Genomic DNA, 19,390 nt, shown 5'->3' with positions numbered 1-19,390 from the left:
CCGGCTGTTAGTCTGTGTATTGAGTTGTTATGGAAACCAAGAACGGTCCGCCGGCGGACGATACTGAATTGGCGCTCGACATGGTCGGCCGCGCCTACTTGGCACTGGCGATCCTCTTCGAGACCGCCCACTCCGGTGAGTTTGAGAAGGCGCAGGCCAAGATCCACGCCCTCGTCGAGACCAATCTCAGGCTCAGCGCGGAGACGAACGGCGCGACGCAGGCGCCCGGTCCTGACGGCGTCGCGGCGCGGGTGAACACCATCCTCACGGATGTGGAGCGGGAAGTCGCCGCGATGATCCGATCGCGCGGGAAGCGTGGCGACTGAGGCCCGAGCTATGCCAGCGGCAGCATCGGCTGTTGCAGCTTGGCCATATGAATGTGAAATGCCACCGCAGAAGCGGGCTACAGCCTTGGCGGCACACTTCTCGGATCGACAGTTATCCACAGCCATGTTAGGCCGGAACACTCTCAGATCGGCAGAACAAGAACAGCGATGAATAATATCGGTCGGGACGAGGCAAACGATATCGCACTCAAATTGATGGCGCGTGCTTATCACGCCTTGGCGATATTTTACGAGATCAAGAGCCCAGACGATTACGATTACTTTGCTTGTCGTATCATACCGTACTTGATTGAGACCACGCGCGCCGACGGGATCCACGACGCGAACGACGCCTCGCGGACCATGAGAGCCGTTGATCGGGTCCGCGCGGTCCTGACCGAAGTTGGCCGCGACGTCGCGGCGATCCGCAGCCAAGTGCTGGTTGAGGGCTAGGCGCTCGGCCGACGTGCGGCCGGGATGGGACGGCCGGCCATCAATTGGGCGAGGCATAGCGGCTCTTTCACCCAGCGAGAAGATCGGCCCACGCTGCGGTGAGCACAGCTTTGCGGCGGTCGCGGTTGGCCGGATCCATCGCCGCGATCTCGTCGATCAAAGCGGTGACCTGGGCGGGGGAACCGTCGAACCACGTCGCGGCCTCCCTGAGCCTGCGCAGTGCGTCGGAGCGCGCAGCTGGCGCCGGCGCGTCGTTGGTGGGGGCGAGAACAGCAAGAGCCGAGACGATGCTGACCGCGGCTGGCGCGGTCTCCTCAGCAGAAACATGCCGTTCGATGAGGTCGCACACAGTGTCGAAGAGATCGCGGGGCATGGGCCCCCTCCAGGCTCGCGCGGTCGCGACCGCGTTGCGGATCAGGCTGAAGTGCTCTGAAGAGCCCCCGGAGTGGTGAGGATCCAGGGACTAAGATCCATTGGCATAAGCTGCTGTTCCAGGGCCATCCGGCGCATGGCTGCAGGAACTGGTGTTTACCATCAGGATGTCGAAAGGCGCTCCAGAACACGGATGACCGCCTGCGCGTGCCATCGACCACCCTGCGGCGTCTCTGTCCCCGGTGGTTAAGCTCTACCGCCATCGCCCGCGCTGAGAGCCCAGCCCCCTGCAGTTCGCTGAGCACTGGCGCGAGAGCCTTTGCCCGCTCGGCAGCCTCGGCCTTGTAGGCTGGCGCGAGCCGCTCCGCACCATTCCGCCCCAAGCGCCTCCCGCGTGCCTTTGCGGCCTGCAGCGCAGTCTTCGTGCGCTCTGAGATTAGCCGTCGCTCCTTCTCGGCCAGCGCTGCATACACCCGAGCGGAGCTGGGACTGGCCTGCCCCAGCGCCTGCCCGACCTCGAAGCTGAACCCGAGGGCATTCTCGGCAAGCAACTAGAACCCTCGCCCAAGGCGGCGTCAACCGCTAGGGCAGCTTCCAAGTCGCCTTGTGCGGTACAATTGTCATTGGTCGAGCACCCTCGGGCACTTTGACCGATTGGAAGGTGTAGTCGGCCGATCCCGTAATGCCCTGGTACTTGCCTGTACCGCCGACGAACACATGGCGGCCGCTTTTGGCGTTCGCCTCGTAGGTCGAGAATACCTGATCGCCGTCCTTGTCGGTGTCGATGCAGCTGCCACGGTTGACCACATCGTTACCGTTGACCTCGCGCATCCCGATGCAGCGCGTACCCATGTCATTGAACGGGGCCTCTCCCGCGTCATTGCGTGTAATACCGGCACTCTCATAGATGGATGCACTCCGCTCACCCATCTTAATCGGCGTAGCGGAGACATTGACGTAGTTAGTCGTATACGACGCGGTGCCTTGTTTTGGAAAATCCCCTGCCATCGCACTACAACAGGTGCTAGCCATCATGATTAGTGCCCATTTTATTTTTGTCACTAACGCCTCCCGTTATTCAGAGGAAAATTTTTTATTGAATTACAAAATAGACTGACTCGCCTCCATAGGGCGGCTACTGATCATGCATGGCACCGACGGTAGATACAAGCCAGAAACATAGGCGCGCTCCTCTGCATTAGAACACGCCGTCGGGGCGTCCTTCGCCGCGCTGCACCCGTGCGAATTTCTGCAAGGCCTGATCGGCTGAGGCCGCCCGCTATCCCTCAGCAGCTTCCCGACGTTTCCGCATCCGCCGCGTGTAGTCCCGCGGTAGGAGCGTACCGGCTCGGTAGGCGCGCCACTCGCGAAGGTAGGCCCGCGTCATCCAGGCCAGGGCGGCGAGCGCGATGGCGGCGACGGTGGGGGCGAGCCACAGTGGGTTGTCGGGCGACATGGGGACCGCCTCATCGCCGCTGCATGCGCTCAAGATGGCGAGCGCGAAGGCTGGTGTCGAGGCTGTCAGGTTTCCAGCCACCCTCGCGCTTTGCTGTTGACGGAGTGACTACGTAGCTCGCCGACGCCGAAATTTACGCATATACGTAGACTGCATTCGTGACGCTGTTCCGCCCCAATTCGGGAAAATTTAATGGCTTGTTAACCACTGCCGGCGCTGGTTCGGCTGGTGCAAAGGAGCCTGTTCCATGATCTCAACCGGTCTCCTCGTCGTGATCAGTGCAGCCCTCAGCGCGGCCGCAGCGGGCGCTGTGAGCGACCCGAACGCGCGCGGCAGATAGCGCCGCTTTGCTAAACTTGGCGGGGTGTGACGCCCTCGCGACAGATCCGATTTCTCGCATTCAGGGCCTACGGTGGCCCTCGAACCGGCACAGTTCAGCTGCCACACTGACCGGACTGCACGTCGCCTCCGGTCCACCCGATGTTCACTGCCGTCCGCACGTTCGTTTCTAAGCACCGGGAGGAGAGCGCGGTACTCGCCTCGTCCGGCTTGTTCTTGACCGCTGTCTACGTCCTGACGGCCGTCCTTTACTGAGGCCGCCATCGCGGTCCGGGCCGCCGTGAACGGCGCCTTCATATTCACGACGCAATAGGGCCGAGGACAGCGATCTCGATAAAGTGATCCTGTCAGAACTACTTCCTCTGCCTCTCGCATTTGACATTATTTAAACAACGCGATTTGTATAGCGTGTAATGGACATCAGCAGCGATACAAAAGCTGATCAGCCAAGTGGTCATGTTGGCCGCCGCGAAGAACGCAGAGAGACGAACTGGATCGCACTGATCCGTCTACCCGACGGGACCGAGATCCCAACAACCGTGAAGGACATATCCCCCTCCGGCGCCCGGCTCGTGGTACCGAGTTCTTACGCGCTGCCTAAGAGCTTCATGTTCAAGGTGATCGGGCGCGATTTCGTGTGCGCGGTGCAGTTGGCTTGGCGCCGAGGCGATTATGCCGGCGTTCGCATCGCGCGAGTTGGCAAGCTCACCTCAGACCCAAAGAAGGCACCTACACCAAGCGTTGAGCCAATTGCCGCGCTACGTGCTCGTCGCAGCCGCTTCTCGCAGATCTGAGACCTTCCGAACGACAACGGCGCAGCAACCCGGAAGGTCACTGCGCCGCAGGATTGGGCCGCCGAGAGGGAGAGGACGCCCTGCTGGGCGCATCCTTGCCGCTCTACAGCGCTCGGCGAGGTGTCGAGCGGCCTCTGCCGGCCTCTCCATGCGTTAAATTTCAACATGTTGGTGGAGGCCGCACGATCCTGCTTGTTGTCGGGACTTGATCCAGCTACGAAGCGCACCCTCAGACAAGAAAAAGGCCGCCCTCAAGGAGCGGCCCGAAGTCTAGGGAGGAAACGCCCAAGAAGGGCTGCGGGACGGCGACGCCATCGCTGTCCCGCAGTGCCCACCTAGGCATTTGCGACGCAGCTCGCAATCATTCAGAGCCGCAGTAGCCGCATAGGGTAGGCTGGCGAAGCCACTCATGTGCGCTTCCACACCATGGCCCGGCTAATCTACACGTCGGCTTTAGACTTCAGCTCGGCTCGTCGCCGCCGCAACCGCAGCGCCAAGATCAGCGCTCCAGGCCAGAACACGAGGCTGAGCACGGCAACCGGCACGATGGCGCGGCCCTTCCACCATGTGATCGTGACCGGCAGGAATAGCCCTAACACCGCGACCGCGAGGATCGCCCAGAACTCCAGGTCGGACATGTCCATGTGCGTTCCATAGAGCACTTCTACCGTTACGCTTTCTTCACGACGGGTGGCACAGTGCGGCCACCATGCCGATCCGGCCCGAGCATCGTTTCTTCTACCCCATCGACTGGCCACAGCTCTCGGCCGTGATCCGGTTTGGCCGCGCCAAAGGCTGCTGCGAGGGCTGCGGACGGCCGCACGGGCGGATGGTCTACCACCTCGGAGACGGCCGCTGGTGGGATGCTGAGGCCGCTTCCTGGCGCGATGGGCAGGGTAGGCGGATCCGGCTTAAGGCACGGGCAGTAGATGTTCTCCGCCTCACCCGCCGAACCCGAGTAGTCCTAGCCGCCGCCCATCGCGATCACGACACCTCGAACAACGCAGACATCAACCTCGCCGCCTTCTGCCAGCGGTGCCACCTGATCCATGACAGGCCCGAGCATCGACGTCGACGTTGGCGCACGATGTTTCAGCGTAAGGCCCTTGGTGACCTGTTTAGCGGTCCCTACGGCTGATCGCGGAGATCCTGGTGCTCACATGATGGGGCCAGGACCGACCGGATCCCCGGGTACCAAGTCTGGTCCAGCTGGATCGCCGGGCACTGGATCAGGCGGTGGTGCCGGCATAGGCGGGTCGCCGGGTACAGGTTCAGTCGGTGGCGGCTCACCCGGCGTCGGCAGATCAGGACTGCCCGGATCAGGGATGTCAGGGTTAGCCATCAAACAGTCACCTCCGCGGCGCGGGAGACAGTGGGCGGTCATGCCGTCGAACTGTCTCTATTCATAGCAACCTTCCAGGCTCGGCATCCATGAGGCCGACAGCAGCACCGATTAGGGCGGAGGAGCGTGATGAGGACATGGTGCATCGGCTGATCGGCGAGGTTCACAAGCTGGCTGCCTGTGCTCAGCGCTTTCCTGAGTGGCTCCTGACGAGACCATGGTCACCCCCTTCCTAAGTGTCTCGTCTCGGCCAACGCCCCGCAGGGCTGGCAGGCTAAGACCAAGAACAAGGGCGAGCTGTTCCGCGAGGTGAAGCTGAACCGCGGCCACGCGATGCAGCTCACCTCCCAGGAAGCGTAGCTGTACAGTTTCGAGGCGACCGCGGTCGGCCCATCGGGTCGATGTCGCATGAGGCCCGTCCCCGCGTTCGCCCCGGGGCGGGCTTCTTCTTGCGGCTCTGCTCGACCAGCCGCCGACAGGTGCGCTCCTAGTAATCCCGGTGGCTGCTCGTGCTCATGCGCCTCGGGATGTAATCGCCCGAGCGGGACTGTTGACCGAAGGCAAGCCAGCCGAGACCGAGGCCAATCGCACCCGCTACGAGCCAACCAGTCATCGTGCCGCTGTCCACATTGCTGACAGCGCGACTGCCTTGCCGATAGTAGCGGGAGCCGTAGCGCGAGGCGTTGTCCCAGGCGTCCGAAGCGCTCTCGCTCGCGTTCCGCAGCGTGTCTCTGGCCTGATCGGCGAAGCCAGCACCACCGCCGGTTGCTCCGCCGGTCTGGCTTGATCCTGGACGGTGGTCGGATCGCTCGTGTGGGCGGTTGTCTGCCATTGTCGGGTTTCCTCCTGCGCTCTGCGTAGGCGCACGAGGAGAGAACCCCTGGGTGGTGGATGTGATCCCAAACAGGTGGGCTGGCTCCTCTGGCCCCCGAGCGTACAGTCTGGTCACGATCTCCCAGAAATCTGGGCACTCACCCGCATGCGCCTGCAGCCGCGCGTCGGTGACCCGCCGTGCTACCTGAGCAAATTCCTGAACGTGTTCTGACGGGACTTCCAGCGGGTCGGCTATGACAGAGCCCTCGTGAACGGATGTTACGCTCGTTCACATGAACACCCGCGCACGGTTTCTCGATCCAGACACCGTTCGTCTTATCGTCCGCCCACAGATCATCACCGCATAGCTCGGCTCGTCCCACCACCCGCGAGAATTCTTGTTCGCGCTGATCGGTCGAGGTCGCTCGCTACCTGTCGGCAGCTCTTTGAGGGCTCCCCCAGCTCCTGCACGGTCCTGTGGAACTCTCAGGTTGCTGGCGTTCGCTGGCGTTCGCCGCAATCCAGCAGGAATGTTGGGGTAAAAGTTGGGGTTTTGCGGTTGCGCTCGGCGCGATTGCCAACAGTCCCAGATACTTAGCGGGATGTACTGGCGGAGAGGGGGGGATTCGAACCCCCGATGCCCTTGCAGGCATGCCGCATTTCGAGTGCGGTGCATTCAACCGCTCTGCCACCTCTCCGCGAGGTGCCTCGATGAGACGGGCGGTGCCTAGCACGCGCGGTCCGGCTTCACAAGCGATCTCGGCACACCCCACGACGGGTCAGACCACCACGGTGATCGCCTGCGCGGCGCGGGTCAGGCCCGTGTAGAGCCAGCGCGCCCGGTGCTCGCGGAAGGCGTAGGATTCGTCGAAGAGCGTCACCCGGTCCCATTGCGAGCCCTGCGCCTTGTGCACCGTGAGGGCGTAGCCGTAGGTGAACTCGTCCGTCTCGCGGCGCAGGAACAGCGGGATCTCCTCGTCCGTCCCGGTGATCATCGCGCGCAGCACCTTGATGTCGGTGGGACGGCGACGCAGGGCCGGGTCGTCCTCGGGCACCACGTCCAGGCGGATCAGGTCCGGCCGCGGCGGGGCACGCAGGGACTGGACGGTCCAGGTCGAGCCGTTGAGCAGGCCCTTCACCCGATCGTTGCGGAGGCAGACCAGCTTCTCGCCCACCGCCGGCATCGGATCCGTGTGGCCGGCGAGTTCCCGGAGCCGGGCGTTGTAGAGGCGGCGCGTCTTGTTCAGCCCGACCAGAACCTGGTCGCATTCGAGCACTTCGGCCGGGTCCAGGGCCCGGCGGGACACGACCCGGCTCTGCCCGTAGCTGCCGAGTTCCAGCCGGCCGCCCTCGCGCACGGTCATGGCCATGCGGACGATCGGGTCGTCCTTGGCCTGCCGGTGCACCTCGGTGAGCATCACGTCGGGCTCGGCCTCGGTGAAGAAGCCGCCGCCACGCACCGGCGGCAACTGCGCCGGATCGCCCAACACCAAGACCGGCCGTTCAAAGGACAGGAGATCGTTGCCGAGATCGGAATCCACCATCGAGCACTCGTCGATGATGATAAGGTCCGCCTTGGCGGCCGGACCGGACCGGTTCAGCGTGAAGGTCGGACCGCCCTCCTCCGCCTCCTTGGTGCGGTAGATCAGGGAGTGGATCGTGGCGGCGTCGTAGCAGCCCTTCTGGCGCATCACCGAGGCTGCCTTCCCGGTGAAGGCCCCGTAGACCACAGTGCCGTCGACATCCTCGGCGATTCGACGGGCGAGCGTCGTCTTGCCGGTGCCGGCATAGCCGAACAGCCGGAACACTTGGCTTCCACCCTCCCGCCGCCACGCGGCGATCGCCTTCAGCGCCGCGTCCTGCTGCGGAGCGTAGGCGGCCGGCAGCCCCGCGCTCACGGCCAGCGCACGGTTGGCGGCATTGAGGACAGGATCGACGCGACGTTGCCGCCCGTCTTCAGGCCGAAGATCGTGCCCCGGTCATAGAGCAGGTTGAATTCCACGTAGCGCCCGCGGCGCACCTGCTGCTCATAGCGGTCGGCCTCGGTCCAGGCGGTGCGGACATTGTCGCGGACGATCTTCGGATAGGCCTCCAGGAAGGCCTGGCCCACCTCGCGGGTGAAGGCGAGGTCCGCCTGCGGATCGCCGCTCCAGTGATAGTCGTAGAAGATCCCACCGATGCCGCGGGGCTCGTCCCGGTGCTTGAGGTGAAAGTATTCGTCGCACCACGCCTTGTAGCGGGCATGGTCGATCCCGTGCGCCGTGCAGGCCCGCTCCAGGCAGGCGTGGAAGTGGCGGCTGTCCGGGTCTTGCTGCGTGCGGCGCCGGTCCAGAACGGGCGTGAGGTCGGCGCCCCCGCCGAACCAGGCCCGCGTGGTCACGACGAACCGGGTGTTCATATGCACCGTCGGCACGTGCGGGTTCCAGGGATGGGCGATCAGCGAGATCCCGGTGGCGAAGAAGCGCGGGTCCTCCGCGGCGCCCGGCATCTGCGCGCGGAACTCGGGGGCAAACTCGCCGTGCACGGTCGAGATATGCACGCCGGCCTTCTCGAACACGCGCCCCTTCAGCATCGCCATGGTGCCGCCGCCACCGGGCCGGCCGGTATGGTCGGTGCGGTTCCACGGCGTCTTCACGAACGTCCCCGGCCCCTCGGGGGCGTCCGGATGGAAGGGACCCTCGGCCTGCGCCTCCAGGCCCTCGAAGGCCGCCAGGATGCGGTCGCGCAGGGTCTCGAACCACGCGGCGGCTTCGGATTTCATGGCCGTTACATCGGCCTCGGAGGGAGGGGCAGCCAGGGCTGCGCGGGCTTCATCCGGCATCGTCATGACACAGGCTTTCCCATCGTGCCGACCGGCCGTCAATTCGGCATCGGCGGGACACGGGCGCCCAGGGCCTATGGACGGGCCGGCCCGTCGCCCACCGGCTTGAGCAGGCCGGTGGCGCTCGCCACCGGCTCCCCCGCCGCGTCGCGGATCTCGGCCTCGCAGAAGATCACCGAGCGCCCGGCCCGGGTGACGCGCCCTTCCGCGACGAGCACGCCGCGGCCGGGGCTGAGAAAGCGGGTCTGCATGTCGAGGGTCACCACGGGGCGGCCCGCCCTGAGGCGGGCGGCAGTCCCCAGGGCGACGTCGAGCAGGGTGCAGAGGATACCGCCGTGGGCGATGCCGAGGTTGTTGGCATGCTCCGGCCGCAGGGCGAGGCGCAGGCGCGTACACCCCTCCCGCACCTCGAGCGCCTCGATCCCGCAGAACGTCACGAAGGGGATATGGGCCCCGAAGATGGTGCCCGGCTCCGATTGCTGGTCCACGCCGATGTCCCGGATCTCTCCCCGCCGGGAACGTTATGGCCCAGCCGGGTCCGCAAGCCCAAGACTTTCCGTTCGACATTGTTCGAGACGCGCCCCGTCCGATGGTCGGACGCCGCGTGAACTCTCGCGCCTCTCGTCTGGACGGAAACGGATCTTCTCAAACGAAGACACCGGCTGAATGGCAGCGAATGGCGTATCGGTTGAGACGGCGGAATACGCCAGGGCGTGCAAGTGCGCCGCGCGGCAACGGGATTGCTCAGGCGACGATTTCAGCTCCACCGGGCGCTTGAATAATATGCGTGTTCACGACCGGGGCGTTGTGTAGGGAAAACCTAGACGACGACTTGATTTTGCTGCACAGACGGTCGAACCGTGTGACCACCGTCGGATAGAGGGAATCATCGATGGACGATAACGCCACAGAACAGCAGCAGACCTTTATCGAGCAGGCATCGGACATCGTCTCGGCGTATGTCTCGAACAATTCCGTTCCGATCAGCGAGCTGCCCGGGCTGCTCGCCGGCGTGCACGCCGCCCTGACGAAGCTCTCCGCGCCTGCCGCGACCGTTACGGAGACGGCCGACAAGCCCACGCCCGCCCAGATCCGCAAGTCGGTGACGCCGGACGCGCTGATCTCCTTCATCGATGGCAAGCCGTACAAGACGCTCAAGCGCCACCTGTCGCGCAACGGCCTGACCATCGAGCAGTATCGCGAGCGCTTCGGGCTGCCTCGGGACTATCCGTCGACGGCGGCCAGCTACTCCGCCCAGCGCTCCGAACTCGCGCGCAGCCTCGGTCTCGGCCAGCAGCGCCGCAAGTCCGCGGCGGCGCCGGCCGCGCCGGAGCCTGCTCCGGAAGCCGCCGAGAAGCCGAAGCGCGCGAGCCGTCCGCGCAAGGCCAAGGAAACGGCCTGAGCCCGGGCGTTCCGGCTCACGGATACGGAGGCGGCACGCGGATCGCGTGCCGCCTCCGTCACGCGAAATCGGCGAGATTGTCGGCGACGTCCCCGGCGGCGATCTCGGTCTTGGCCCTGTCGCGCTCGGTCTTCTCGCGCGGGGGCTCGGTGTCGGACCGCGGATCCGGAGAAGCCGGCCGCTCCTCCTTCGGCGCCCCGTCGCCGCCCTGCCCGTCCGGGGATCGATCCGGCCTCCGATTCGCCATGCTGCACGCTCCCTGCCGACCCCACGGTTGCGGATCAAAGCCCTGAGCGCAGCGCGCGTTCCGACTCAGGAAGGCCGGCGCCGTGACGCCTCCCCCCGACCCGAATGACGCAGGGCTTCAGCCTTCGCGAGAAAGGTGGGACGAAGGCGCCGGAACCGCGATCGGGAGCAGGATTTGGGCAATCGCTACGGGCTGGAGATCCGCGCGGCCGCGGGACCGGACGCCGCGGGCCTCGCGGCCCTGCTGGGGGAGACCGGCGTCGCGGTCGGAGCAGGGGACGTCGCGACCCGACTCGAGGCCCTTCAGCGCGCCGGCGGCACCGCGCTGGTCGCCATGGAATGGGGCCCGCCGAGCGGCCTCATCGCGGTGAGCCCCATCCACACGCTCGACGCGGCCCGCCCCTTCGGCCTGATCTCGATTCTCGTGGTCGCGGCGGACTCCCGGCGCCGGGGGATCGGGCGGGTTCTGAAGGCGGCCGGCCGAGCGGCGCGGCAGGCTGGCTGCGACCGGCTGCTCCTGAGCGTCGGACCGGATCAGGACGCGCTGCGCGCCTTCTGCGCCGCAGCCGGCTTCACCGAGGACGGAACGGTCCACGCGCGTCCGCTGCTGAAGCGCGGATCCTGCGAGTCTTGAGGCCCGCGACATCCTGACCGCAGCCGTAAGCGGCCCCAGGCGTTGACCGAGACACGCTGGAGCCACGCCGATGACGCTGCGATCCGAGACCCCGCCGCCGCCCGCGAACCTGCCCTGCGATCCCCCGCCGGATTCGGACACGCCGACGGCCGCCCAGTTGAAGGCGGACATCGACAGCGGCCGCACCGCCGACAAGACTCCGCACATGGACGTCGGTGCCGCGCCGCTCGGGACCTGCGAGGAGGCCGGCGGGACGCCGCCGACGTCGCGGGAGGTCCGCTTGGCGCGGCAGAACGAGCGGGCCGCTTCGGAGAAGGCGGCGGCCGGCTACGTGCACCAGAGGCAGCCCTGGGTCCTGCCGGCCTATATCGGCTTCATTGTCCTGGCGGCCGTGGGGCTCGGTGTCGCGCTCTGGCTGATGCGCTGAGGCGGCGGGGCGCCGCGCCAGAGCGCGTCGCGCGGAAGCCGGAGCGGGTCCCGTCTTGCCGGACCTCATGGGTGCCCGGTGGTCCGGCGACGGCGCACGCCGCGATGATGCAGGACGGCACGGTGGCGGCGCGGGCGGCTTAAAGGTCGATTCACGTCGATGCGGTTAGCGTGGGCTTACTGCAGTCCTGCGTAAACCGATCCTCCATGCCCCCATCCGTCGATGCTCCGCCGGACCTGTCCGGGCTCCTCGAACTGTCACGCATCGAGAATCTCGATCTCAAACCGGTCATTCTCCGGGTGCAGACTGATCTGTTCGTCCGGACGCCGGGCCGGGACCGGAGCGCGATCGAGATCTTCGAGTCGCTGGCCTGCGGCCTGATTCCCACGGTGGACGACGAGACGGCCCGCGTTGTCGCCGGCAAGCTCGCCCCCTGCCCCGAGACGCCGGCGGCGGTTCTGGAGGCGCTCGCACTACGCGGGGGTGCCGCCCGCGACGCCGTGGTGGAGCTGGCCCCCGCCCTGAGCCACCGCCTGATCGAGGCCGCCCTCTCCGACGGCTCCGACATCGCCGCCCGCATCGCCGCCCGGGCGGGCCTGAGCCGCGAGGCGGTGGACGAACTCTCCCGCGAAGGCCGCCCCGAGATCGACCGCGCGCTCGCGGCCAATCTCGGCATCACGCTGCGCGGGGCGGCACTGGCCCGCCTGGTCGGCCGCGGCCGCAGCGCGGCCGATCTCGCGCGGCTGCTCCTGATCCGCCCCGACGTCTCGGCGGCCGACCTCGTGCCCCTCTACCTGCATGCCGACCCGATGCGCCGCGAGGTGATCGGCCGGACCGTCGAGGCGACCGCGGCCCTGCGCCCCTGCCCGCCGCCGCCCCGCGGCCTCGGTGAGACCCTCACCCGGCTCTCGGCCGCCCACGACGTTCCGGCCTTCGTGGCGACCCTGGCGGACGGCCTCGGCCTCGCCCGCGATTTCCTGACCGTGGTCGCCGATCCCGGCGCCCGCTACGACCTCCTGACCCTCGGTCTGCGCGCCGCCGGCCTGCACGAGGAGGAGGCAGTGTACATCTTCCTCACCCTCAACCAGGGGGTGGCGCGCTCCGCCGAACGGGTCGCCGATCTCGTCCGCCTGTTCCGCACCGTGAGCCGCCCGGCCTCCCGGGACCTGATCGCCGCGATCCTCGACCGGCCGCTCGCCGAGCGCGGGCGCAGCGACGCGCACCAGCCGCTGCACGGGCCGGAATCCAAGCTGCGCCAGGGTGCCGAGCGCACCGCCGCGCAGCGCCCGCCCCTGCCGGCGCGCACGCGCCGGGCCACGGGCGGAGAGACGGGCTGAGACGGGCCGGTTCTCAGCGCGGCCCGACGCCGCGCCAGGCCGGCTGCCGATCGGACTCCTCCAGCGTGTCGTTCGAGGCCGGAGGCTCCGCGGCCCGGCGGCTCAGCTCCGCCATCAGGCCCCGGGCCAGGACGGCGCGCACGGCGCGCTCGCGGGTCTCGGGCGGGACCGCCTCGAGGGCCGCCGGAAGCGCCGACGGGGCGCCCGCCACGGAACCCACGAGCTTGCGGGCCTCGGCCGCCGGATCCGCACCGTTGCGCATCAGCGCGAAGTACGACAGTGCGCTGATCACCAGCACGGCGCGCAGCAGGAAGGTCATCGGACAGCTCCTCCGCTCCATGTCGGACGTGACGATTCAACGGGTTTCGTGAACCGAACCTCAACCGGTTCCGGCTTTCACGCACGATGGTGAACGAAGCTTGGCCAGATCCATCCGGTTACCTTGCGGAAAGCATCCTGGACGGTTGGACCAATCCCGCAACACTCGTTTAAGCCGCCTCTGCGACCGTCCGGAAGTCGTTCGAAGTCGAACCGGAGGCGTGATGGGTGCGAAAACGCATACATCGCGGCGCGTGTCAGCCTTGCCTATTAAAAATGTCCTGACTTCCTTGATCGACGACCGTCTCGCGGGGCTGGTCCACGAATCCGTGGTCGACGATGCGGGATTGCGGGCGCGCCATCAGCGTTTCCTGGTGTCGCGCCTCGCCACGGGCGCGGTGATGATGGCCGCCCTGCCCCCTTACCTTCTCTGGCGCGGTGTTCCCTCGGGCATAGAGGTTCTGGCGGTCGTGAGCCTGCTGCTGCCGGTTCTCGCGGCGGTGCTGCTCGCCCGCACCGGGTCCCTCTGGCTCGCTCACGCCGTCTCCTCGTCGGGCCTGACCGGCCTCGTCGTCGCCCTGGCAGGCATCACCGGAGGCGTCTCGTCCCCGGCTTCGGTGTGGCTGGTGGCGATCCCCCTGGAGGCGCTGGTCTCCGGCTCGCTGCGCGCCACGGTCGCGGCCTCCGTCATGGCGGTGCTCGGCGTGCTGGCGGTGGTCGGCCTCGATGGCTGGGCCGGCGCCCCGCCGGCGGTGGACATCCCGGCCGCCATCGCCCTGCCGGCCTTCGCGATCACCGCCATCGGCCACGTCGCCGCCCAGGTGCTGGAACACATGCGCAATGAGGGCGCGTGGCGCGCCCGGCTGCGCGACAACGAGGCGCGCGACCGGCTCCTGCTCTCGGCGATCGACGATCTCGTCACGTGGCACGACCGCAACGGCCGCGTGCTGGACGCGTCCGTCTCGGCGATCCGCCTCGTCGGCAGCGATCCGGCCCGGCTGCACGGCCACGGCCTGCTGGAGCGGGTCCACGTGGCTGACCGTCCGGCCTTCCTCAAGGCCGTCAGTGACGTCGCGTCGACCGGGCGGCCCGCCACCCTGCCGCTGCGCCTGCATGTGGAGCCCGAGGCTGGCCGTCCCGACGGCGCGCGCCTGATCCACGCCGAGATGCGCGCCCATCGGATCGCGCACGGTCCCCACGACGCCATGGCGGTCGTGGCGGTGACCCGCGACATGACCGAGCACCATCGTCATGCCGAGGAGCTGGAACGCGCCCGCGCCGAGGCCGAGCGGGCCGACGCGATCAAGGGCCGGTTCCTGGCCAACGTCACGCACGAGCTGCGCACGCCGCTGAACGCGATCATCGGCTTCTCCGAGGTCCTGGGAGGGGAAGGCGCGGTCAGCCTCGGCCCGGACCAGGCGCGGGAATATGCCGGGATCATCGGCGCCTCCGGTCATCACCTCCTCGGGGTGGTGAACACGCTCCTCGACATGAGCCGGATCCAGAGCGGCAACTTCGACTACGCGCCGGAGACCTTCGACATCGCGGCGCTTGTCCAGACCTGCTGCGACCTGATGCGCCTCAAGGCCGAGGCGGCCGGCATCACCCTGGCCACATCCGTGTCGGGCCCAGTCGAGATCACCGCCGATCCCGGCGCGTGCCGGCAGATCCTGATCAACCTCGTCTCCAACGCCGTGAAGTTCACGCCGCGCGGCGGCCGGGTCGACCTGTCCCTGCGCCGCGGCGCCGACAGTCTCGATCTCGTCGTCGCCGATACCGGGATCGGCATCGGCGCGGATGACCTGCCCAAGCTCGGCACGCCGTTCTTCCAGGCGGGGAACGGTGGCTACAAGCGCTCGCACGAGGGGACCGGCCTCGGATTGTCGGTGGTCCAGGGCCTCGTCGGCATCCATGGCGGCGCGATGCTCATCGAGAGTGCGCCGCAGGCCGGCACCGCCGTCACCGTGACGCTGCCTCTCGCCAGCCGGGCGGCCGCCACCGGCCCGGCCCCGATCCGCACGGCCGTGCGGGGCGCCCCGGCGCCGCGCCGCGTGGTCCGCCTGCCGCTCGGCCTGTTCGACGCGGAGCCGAGCCCCGCCTCGGCGCCCGCCGGCCCGGTCCTGCGTCGCGCCGGCTGAGCCCCAGATCCCCGGAAGGAGACACGATGTCAGGCTACCGCGAGATCACCGTGCCCGGCGAAGCCAACCGCGTGCGCCGTCCGGCGCCGCGTCGCGCCGCCGTCCAGGGCGATTGGCGCACCGTGCTCGTGAGCGCGCTGAAGGCGACCGGCACCACGTGCCGGAACAGCCCGGGCACTGTCCTCGGCAGCCTCGTGGCCGCCGGCGCCGCAGGCTTCATCTGTGTCAACGCGCTGGGCCATCAGGCCGGGCGTCATCCGGCGCCGATCCTGCCCAAGCTGGCCCAGAAGGCTCCCGCTCCGCGTGAGGTGGCGGCCGCCGCCAAAGAGCCCGCCAAGGAGCTCACCAAGGAGCCGACACGGGATCCGGCCCGCTCCGAGCCCGACCGGCCTGCCGCGCCCGCCCCGGCCAAGCCGGCAGCCCGGGACGCGATCGGCGAGCTGATCCGCTCCGATGAGACCACCGCCTCCGTGACCCCGAAGGCGTCCCCGCCCCGGGCCACCGCGAAGCCGGCAGCCCCCAGAGAGGCGTCCAAGGCGGCCAAGCTCGAGAAGGATGCGGATCCAATCCTGCGGGCACAGAAGGCGCTGTCGAAGCTCGGCTACGCGGTTAAGGCCGACGGCGCGATGGGCCCGGGCACCCGCGCGGCGATCGAGAAGTTCGAGCGCAGCGCCAAGCTGCCGGTCACCGGCGAGGCCACGGGCCGGACCCTGCGGGAGCTGGTCGCCCGCGCCGGTCACGGTTAACGGTATCGGTCGGGATGTGCCGGGGACTCCAACCCGCTCCCTCATCCTGAGATGTCGGAGCGCGGCGGCCGCCTCGAAGGAGCCTTCCAGCTCGCCGCGCGGATCCCTGGAGCCCCCTTTCGAGGCCCGCTGACGCAGGCACCTCAGGATGAGGTGGCGTATGGGACGCGCTCATTCCGTCCAGTGGCAGCCCGCGCCGGAGCAGCTCCCGCGCGGGCACCGATCATCGGTAGGTGCCGGCCGCGCAGCCCTAGTATTGCGTGCCGGTGAAGCGGCAGATCGTCTTGCAACGCGGACCGCCATTGGCCTGCCAGGATTTCGCGTGGCCGATCGAACCGCTCATGTCCTGTGTGGGATTTCCGCCCGGCCGCAGCACCACGATGTTGCAGGGAGTGCGCGGCGTCGGCTGATAGCGCGGGCAGGACGCGGAGCCACGGTGACCCAGTAAATCCATGAGCGTCTCCGAACGCACGCCGGTCGAGGGAATGAGAACGCACAGGCAGGCGGCGGCCAGCGTGGCAAGCGAGATCATTCTCCGCATCGGAGTGCTCCTAAAATCATCGTGACTTGCGAATTTGGGCGCCCTTTGCTCAGTTAATCATCAGGCAATACTGTAGATGTGCGAAATCACACAACATTCATTCGGATTTTAATCCCGAAAAATGCACGATTATTGCAAGGAATATTCGAACTGCTGAACCGTGCTGAACTCCGGAGGGCAGATCCGGCGGCGCGGCGATCGGCGGCACGGCACGGCCGCGTGCGCTCCCCGTTGCCAGGGCCGCCCCTTTCGCGCATGGCGGACAGGTTTTCAGAGGGCCACAGACGAATGCGCCTGCGCTCCGACTTCTGGGTCTCGGCCCACCTGCGACGCCTCGATGTCGCGGGAATCCCGGCCGTGCTGCGCCGGCGCGGGGCCGCGGAGGCAGGTGCAATCTTCGTGAAGGTCGACCGCCTCGACGGCAGCGCCGACCTCTACGGGCCGGCGCCGCAGGCCCTGTTCGAGGCCGAGGAGAGTGGCGATCGCCGCTTCACCGCCGTCATCACCGGCGGCAGCCCGCTCGACGTGGAGGAGCGCCTGACCAAGGAGATCCGGTTCGATTCCGATCTCTGGATCATCGAGATCGACGACCGACAGGGGCGGCACTTTCTGGACTTGGCGGAGTAGCCTTCAGGGCGCGCGGCATGGTCATGCCACGCGCAGGATCGGTCAGCCCTCGATGATGCGTTCGTCGAGCTTCCGGTCCACGATCTCGACCGTGCGGTCGATCTCGGCGCTGGGCTCGCCGAGCTGGTGCGCGATCAGTTTCACGAGCAGATCGACCCGCTCGATGTAGGGCGCGCCGTTCGCCACCGCCCGCGCGGCCGAGGACGGCTTCAGCAGGCTCTCGGCGGCCTTGGCGTATTTCTCGAACGGCACCTGATCGGCCGGATCGGCGCCGAGCTTCCGGGCGATTGCGTCGACGTGATCGTAGATCGCCCGCGAGCGCGCCAGATCGCCGTGGACGGCGTCGTGGATCGACTGCGGCTCGCCCGGGGTGATGCAGCGGTAATTGCCGGTCAGCAGCATCGACCACTTCGCCAGCGGCACGAACAGCGAGTCGAACACCTTGAGCTTGACCGGCACGTCCTGCCCGTCGAGGCGCACCGCGTCGATGTCGGCCTCCAGCTCCCGGAGCATCCGGTTGTGCGCCGCGTCCGCGAAGGTCGCGGCCTTGAAGTTCGTCGGCAGCCCGACATGCAGGACGTTGGCCTCCTCCTCGGGCGGCCGGAAGGCCTGCGGGTCGGGGGAGCAGAGCGACATCAGCCCCGGCTCGAACCGGTCCCAGACGCCGGCATTGGTGTAGGCGTCCTCGAGGTCCATGGCGGCCAGCGCCGGGATCCGCTTGAGATAGGGCAGCGGCGGCATGTTCATGATCGACAGGCACGGCAGCTTCGCCGCCGCGATCTTGATCATGAGGACGCGGATCGTGTGGTTGTTGTACTGCGGCTCCTGCATGGCGAGACCGACGAGGTCGTAGCGCGACACGTCGACGTCTTCCGGCGGCATCGCGTCGAGCTTGCCGGGCAGGTCGCGCGACAGGATCGAGCGGTGGTTCGGCTCGTCGCGCAGCTTGATGCGGACCTCGGTGCCCGCCCGGTTGATCAGGTCGGCGGTCTTGCGCCGGCAGACCAGGGTCACGTTGTGACCGGCCATCAGGAGCTTGGTCCCCAGCAGCGAACCGTAGGAAGCCCCCAGGATCAGGATGTTTCTGGCCACGTCGTTCCTCCCCAGCATTGGTCTTGCTGTTGGTCTTCTGGCTGCTGGGTACGGCGCGTCCGCGCCACGCCCCCCATCGCACCGCCGATGGATGGCAGCCGGCCGGGCGGAACGCAAGCCTTCTGGTATATCTGATCCCAAACCCGATGTGGCGTCGGGTTAGTGACAAGCCGCGCGATTCCTATCCCCACAGCTCCGGTGTGGGCGGGTGCATCAGGCTGCCCTCGTAGCGGAGCGGCGGCTCGCGGTCGCGGGCCAGCAGCAGCGGCCCGTCGAGATCGACGAAATCGGCCATGTCGGCGAGGAGCGCGGCCGGCGCCATCCCGAGCGAGGTGCCGAGCATGCAACCGATCATGATCGAGAGGCCCCGCGCCCTGGCCTCGCGGGCGAGCAGCACCGCCTCGGTGAGGCCGCCGGTCTTGTCGAGCTTGATGTTGATCGCGTCGTAGCGCCCGGCCAGCGCGTCGAGGCCGGCGCGGTCGTGGAGGCTCTCGTCGGCGCAGACCGGCACGGGATGCGCGATCTCGGCGAGCAGCGAATCGGCATCGGCCGGCAGCGGCTGCTCGATCAGCGCGACGCCGGCCCTCAGGCAGGCGTCGAGGTTGGCCTCGACGGTCTCGGGCCGCCACGCCTCGTTGGCGTCGACGATCAGCCGGGCCTCCGGCGCCCCCTCCCGCACGGCGGCGATCCGCTCCGGGTCCCCTGCCCCACCGAGCTTCACCTTGAGGAGCGGACGGTGGGCGGCCTTGCGGGCGGCCTCGCCCATGCTCTCCGGCGTACCGAGGCTCAGCGTGTAGGCGGTGATGGCCGGCTGCGGCGCCGGCAGCCCGGCGATCTCCCAGGCGGGACGGCCCAGGAGCTTGGCTTCGAGGTCGAACAGCGCGCAGTCGAGGGCGTTGCGCGCCGCGCCCGCCTTCATGCGCGTCATCAATTCGTCCCGGCCGATCCCGGCCGCGATCGCCCCCGCCTGCCCCTCGACCAGGGCGCTGACGCTCTCGACGCTCTCGCCGTAGCGCGGATAGGGCACGCACTCACCGCGCCCGACCCGATCCCCGTCCGTGATGGTCGCCACCACGACGGCGATCTCGGTGCGGCTGCCGCGGGAGATCGTGAACGCACCCGCGATCGGGAAGCGCTCGACGGCGAGGGTCAGGCGGCGGGCCATG

23 protein-coding genes and 1 tRNA gene are annotated in these 19,390 nt (G+C 67.9%); 11 read left to right on the top strand and 13 right to left on the bottom strand.

All coding sequences use genetic code 11. The features are described 5' to 3' along the window. Nucleotides 1-29: 29 nt before the first annotated feature. A complete protein-coding gene (locus tag ACYCO6_RS33725) occupies nt 30-326 on the top strand; it encodes a hypothetical protein (RefSeq protein WP_459767623.1) in 297 nt (98 codons plus the stop codon). 168 nt (nt 327-494) lie between these two features. Further along, nucleotides 495-779: a hypothetical protein gene (locus ACYCO6_RS33720; RefSeq protein WP_459767621.1), complete on the top strand. Its 285-nt coding sequence runs from the start codon at nt 495-497 to the stop codon at nt 777-779. A 67-nt stretch (nt 780-846) separates the two neighbouring features. Here ACYCO6_RS33720 and ACYCO6_RS33715 read toward each other — a convergent pair whose 3' ends face one another. The 3 genes from ACYCO6_RS33715 to ACYCO6_RS33705 all read right to left on the bottom strand — a co-directional run bounded on the left by ACYCO6_RS33715 (nt 847) and on the right by ACYCO6_RS33705 (nt 2,607). After that, nucleotides 847-1,152 carry a hypothetical protein gene (locus ACYCO6_RS33715; protein ID WP_459767619.1) on the bottom strand — a complete coding sequence of 102 codons (306 nt, stop codon included), beginning with the start codon at nt 1,150-1,152 and terminating at the stop codon, nt 847-849. 581 nt (nt 1,153-1,733) lie between these two features. After that, a complete protein-coding gene (locus ACYCO6_RS33710) occupies nt 1,734-2,159 on the bottom strand; it encodes a hypothetical protein (protein WP_459767617.1) in 426 nt (141 codons plus the stop codon). A 271-nt stretch (nt 2,160-2,430) separates the two neighbouring features. Then, on the bottom strand, nt 2,431-2,607 hold the full coding sequence (locus ACYCO6_RS33705) for a hypothetical protein (protein ID WP_459767615.1): 177 nt from the start codon (nt 2,605-2,607) through the stop codon (nt 2,431-2,433). A 752-nt stretch (nt 2,608-3,359) separates the two neighbouring features. Between ACYCO6_RS33705 and ACYCO6_RS33700 the strand changes: the two genes are divergently transcribed. Continuing rightward, entirely contained in the window at nt 3,360-3,740 is a 381-nt protein-coding gene (locus ACYCO6_RS33700; protein ID WP_459767613.1) for a PilZ domain-containing protein, read from the top strand. A 440-nt stretch (nt 3,741-4,180) separates the two neighbouring features. On the opposite strand, the gene ACYCO6_RS33695 is transcribed toward ACYCO6_RS33700, so the two are convergent. Further along, nucleotides 4,181-4,384: a hypothetical protein gene (locus ACYCO6_RS33695; RefSeq protein ID WP_459767611.1), complete on the bottom strand. Its 204-nt coding sequence runs from the start codon at nt 4,382-4,384 to the stop codon at nt 4,181-4,183. Nucleotides 4,385-4,449: 65 nt separating this feature from the next. On the opposite strand from ACYCO6_RS33695, the gene ACYCO6_RS33690 reads away from it, so the two are divergent. Further along, a complete protein-coding gene (locus ACYCO6_RS33690; RefSeq protein ID WP_459767609.1) occupies nt 4,450-4,878 on the top strand; it encodes a hypothetical protein in 429 nt (142 codons plus the stop codon). Between the two features lie 1,625 nt (nt 4,879-6,503). On the opposite strand, the gene ACYCO6_RS33685 is transcribed toward ACYCO6_RS33690, so the two are convergent. From ACYCO6_RS33685 to ACYCO6_RS33670, 4 genes are all read right to left on the bottom strand, one after another. After that, nucleotides 6,504-6,593 (bottom strand) — tRNA-Ser (locus ACYCO6_RS33685). An 81-nt stretch (nt 6,594-6,674) separates the two neighbouring features. Then, nucleotides 6,675-7,793, bottom strand: a complete 1,119-nt coding sequence (locus ACYCO6_RS33680) for an ATP-dependent DNA helicase (protein ID WP_459767607.1) — start codon at nt 7,791-7,793, stop codon at nt 6,675-6,677. After that, on the bottom strand, nt 7,790-8,722 hold the full coding sequence (gene hemF / locus ACYCO6_RS33675) for an oxygen-dependent coproporphyrinogen oxidase (protein WP_459767605.1): 933 nt from the start codon (nt 8,720-8,722) through the stop codon (nt 7,790-7,792). Before hemF ends, ACYCO6_RS33680 begins: the two co-directional genes overlap by 4 nt. A gap of 68 nt (nt 8,723-8,790) precedes the next feature. Then, complete coding sequence (locus tag ACYCO6_RS33670) at nt 8,791-9,204, bottom strand: PaaI family thioesterase (RefSeq protein WP_459767603.1); 414 nt, start codon at nt 9,202-9,204, stop codon at nt 8,791-8,793. Between the two features lie 404 nt (nt 9,205-9,608). On the opposite strand from ACYCO6_RS33670, the gene ACYCO6_RS33665 reads away from it, so the two are divergent. Continuing rightward, nucleotides 9,609-10,118 (top strand): Ros/MucR family transcriptional regulator, encoded by a 510-nt coding sequence (locus ACYCO6_RS33665; protein WP_459767601.1) that lies wholly within the window; start codon nt 9,609-9,611, stop codon nt 10,116-10,118. Nucleotides 10,119-10,176: 58 nt separating this feature from the next. Here the strand turns inward: ACYCO6_RS33665 and ACYCO6_RS33660 are convergent, their stop codons facing one another. Further along, a complete protein-coding gene (locus ACYCO6_RS33660; RefSeq protein WP_459767599.1) occupies nt 10,177-10,365 on the bottom strand; it encodes a hypothetical protein in 189 nt (62 codons plus the stop codon). A 174-nt stretch (nt 10,366-10,539) separates the two neighbouring features. On the opposite strand from ACYCO6_RS33660, the gene ACYCO6_RS33655 reads away from it, so the two are divergent. From ACYCO6_RS33655 to ACYCO6_RS33645, 3 genes are all read left to right on the top strand, one after another. Next, nucleotides 10,540-10,998 carry an N-acetyltransferase family protein gene (locus ACYCO6_RS33655; RefSeq protein WP_459767597.1) on the top strand — a complete coding sequence of 153 codons (459 nt, stop codon included), beginning with the start codon at nt 10,540-10,542 and terminating at the stop codon, nt 10,996-10,998. Nucleotides 10,999-11,068: 70 nt separating this feature from the next. Then, nucleotides 11,069-11,425 carry a hypothetical protein gene (locus ACYCO6_RS33650; protein ID WP_459767595.1) on the top strand — a complete coding sequence of 119 codons (357 nt, stop codon included), beginning with the start codon at nt 11,069-11,071 and terminating at the stop codon, nt 11,423-11,425. Nucleotides 11,426-11,631: 206 nt separating this feature from the next. Further along, nucleotides 11,632-12,762: a DUF2336 domain-containing protein gene (locus tag ACYCO6_RS33645; RefSeq protein ID WP_459767593.1), complete on the top strand. Its 1,131-nt coding sequence runs from the start codon at nt 11,632-11,634 to the stop codon at nt 12,760-12,762. 13 nt (nt 12,763-12,775) lie between these two features. Here ACYCO6_RS33645 and ACYCO6_RS33640 read toward each other — a convergent pair whose 3' ends face one another. Beyond that, nucleotides 12,776-13,081 (bottom strand): hypothetical protein, encoded by a 306-nt coding sequence (locus ACYCO6_RS33640; protein WP_459767591.1) that lies wholly within the window; start codon nt 13,079-13,081, stop codon nt 12,776-12,778. 253 nt (nt 13,082-13,334) lie between these two features. Between ACYCO6_RS33640 and ACYCO6_RS33635 the strand changes: the two genes are divergently transcribed. Continuing rightward, complete coding sequence (locus ACYCO6_RS33635) at nt 13,335-15,218, top strand: sensor histidine kinase (RefSeq protein WP_459767589.1); 1,884 nt, start codon at nt 13,335-13,337, stop codon at nt 15,216-15,218. Nucleotides 15,219-15,244: 26 nt separating this feature from the next. Continuing rightward, nucleotides 15,245-15,964, top strand: coding sequence for a peptidoglycan-binding domain-containing protein (locus tag ACYCO6_RS33630; protein WP_459767587.1), 720 nt, complete (start codon nt 15,245-15,247; stop codon nt 15,962-15,964). Nucleotides 15,965-16,214: 250 nt separating this feature from the next. Here ACYCO6_RS33630 and ACYCO6_RS33625 read toward each other — a convergent pair whose 3' ends face one another. Further along, complete coding sequence (locus ACYCO6_RS33625) at nt 16,215-16,505, bottom strand: hypothetical protein (RefSeq protein ID WP_459767585.1); 291 nt, start codon at nt 16,503-16,505, stop codon at nt 16,215-16,217. Nucleotides 16,506-16,793: 288 nt separating this feature from the next. On the opposite strand from ACYCO6_RS33625, the gene ACYCO6_RS33620 reads away from it, so the two are divergent. Continuing rightward, nucleotides 16,794-17,132: a DUF1491 family protein gene (locus tag ACYCO6_RS33620; protein ID WP_459767583.1), complete on the top strand. Its 339-nt coding sequence runs from the start codon at nt 16,794-16,796 to the stop codon at nt 17,130-17,132. Nucleotides 17,133-17,174: 42 nt separating this feature from the next. On the opposite strand, the gene ACYCO6_RS33615 is transcribed toward ACYCO6_RS33620, so the two are convergent. Further along, nucleotides 17,175-18,224, bottom strand: coding sequence for a ketopantoate reductase family protein (locus tag ACYCO6_RS33615; protein WP_459767581.1), 1,050 nt, complete (start codon nt 18,222-18,224; stop codon nt 17,175-17,177). Between the two features lie 181 nt (nt 18,225-18,405). Then, nucleotides 18,406-19,389: an N-acetyl-D-Glu racemase DgcA gene (dgcA, locus tag ACYCO6_RS33610; RefSeq protein WP_459767579.1), complete on the bottom strand. Its 984-nt coding sequence runs from the start codon at nt 19,387-19,389 to the stop codon at nt 18,406-18,408. Between the last annotated feature and the right edge of the window lies 1 nt (nt 19,390).

This window comes from Methylobacterium sp. CM6257 (assembly GCF_054611515.1).
Note: the sequence above shows the minus strand (reverse complement) of the source record. Positions and strands in the feature narration are given on the sequence as shown.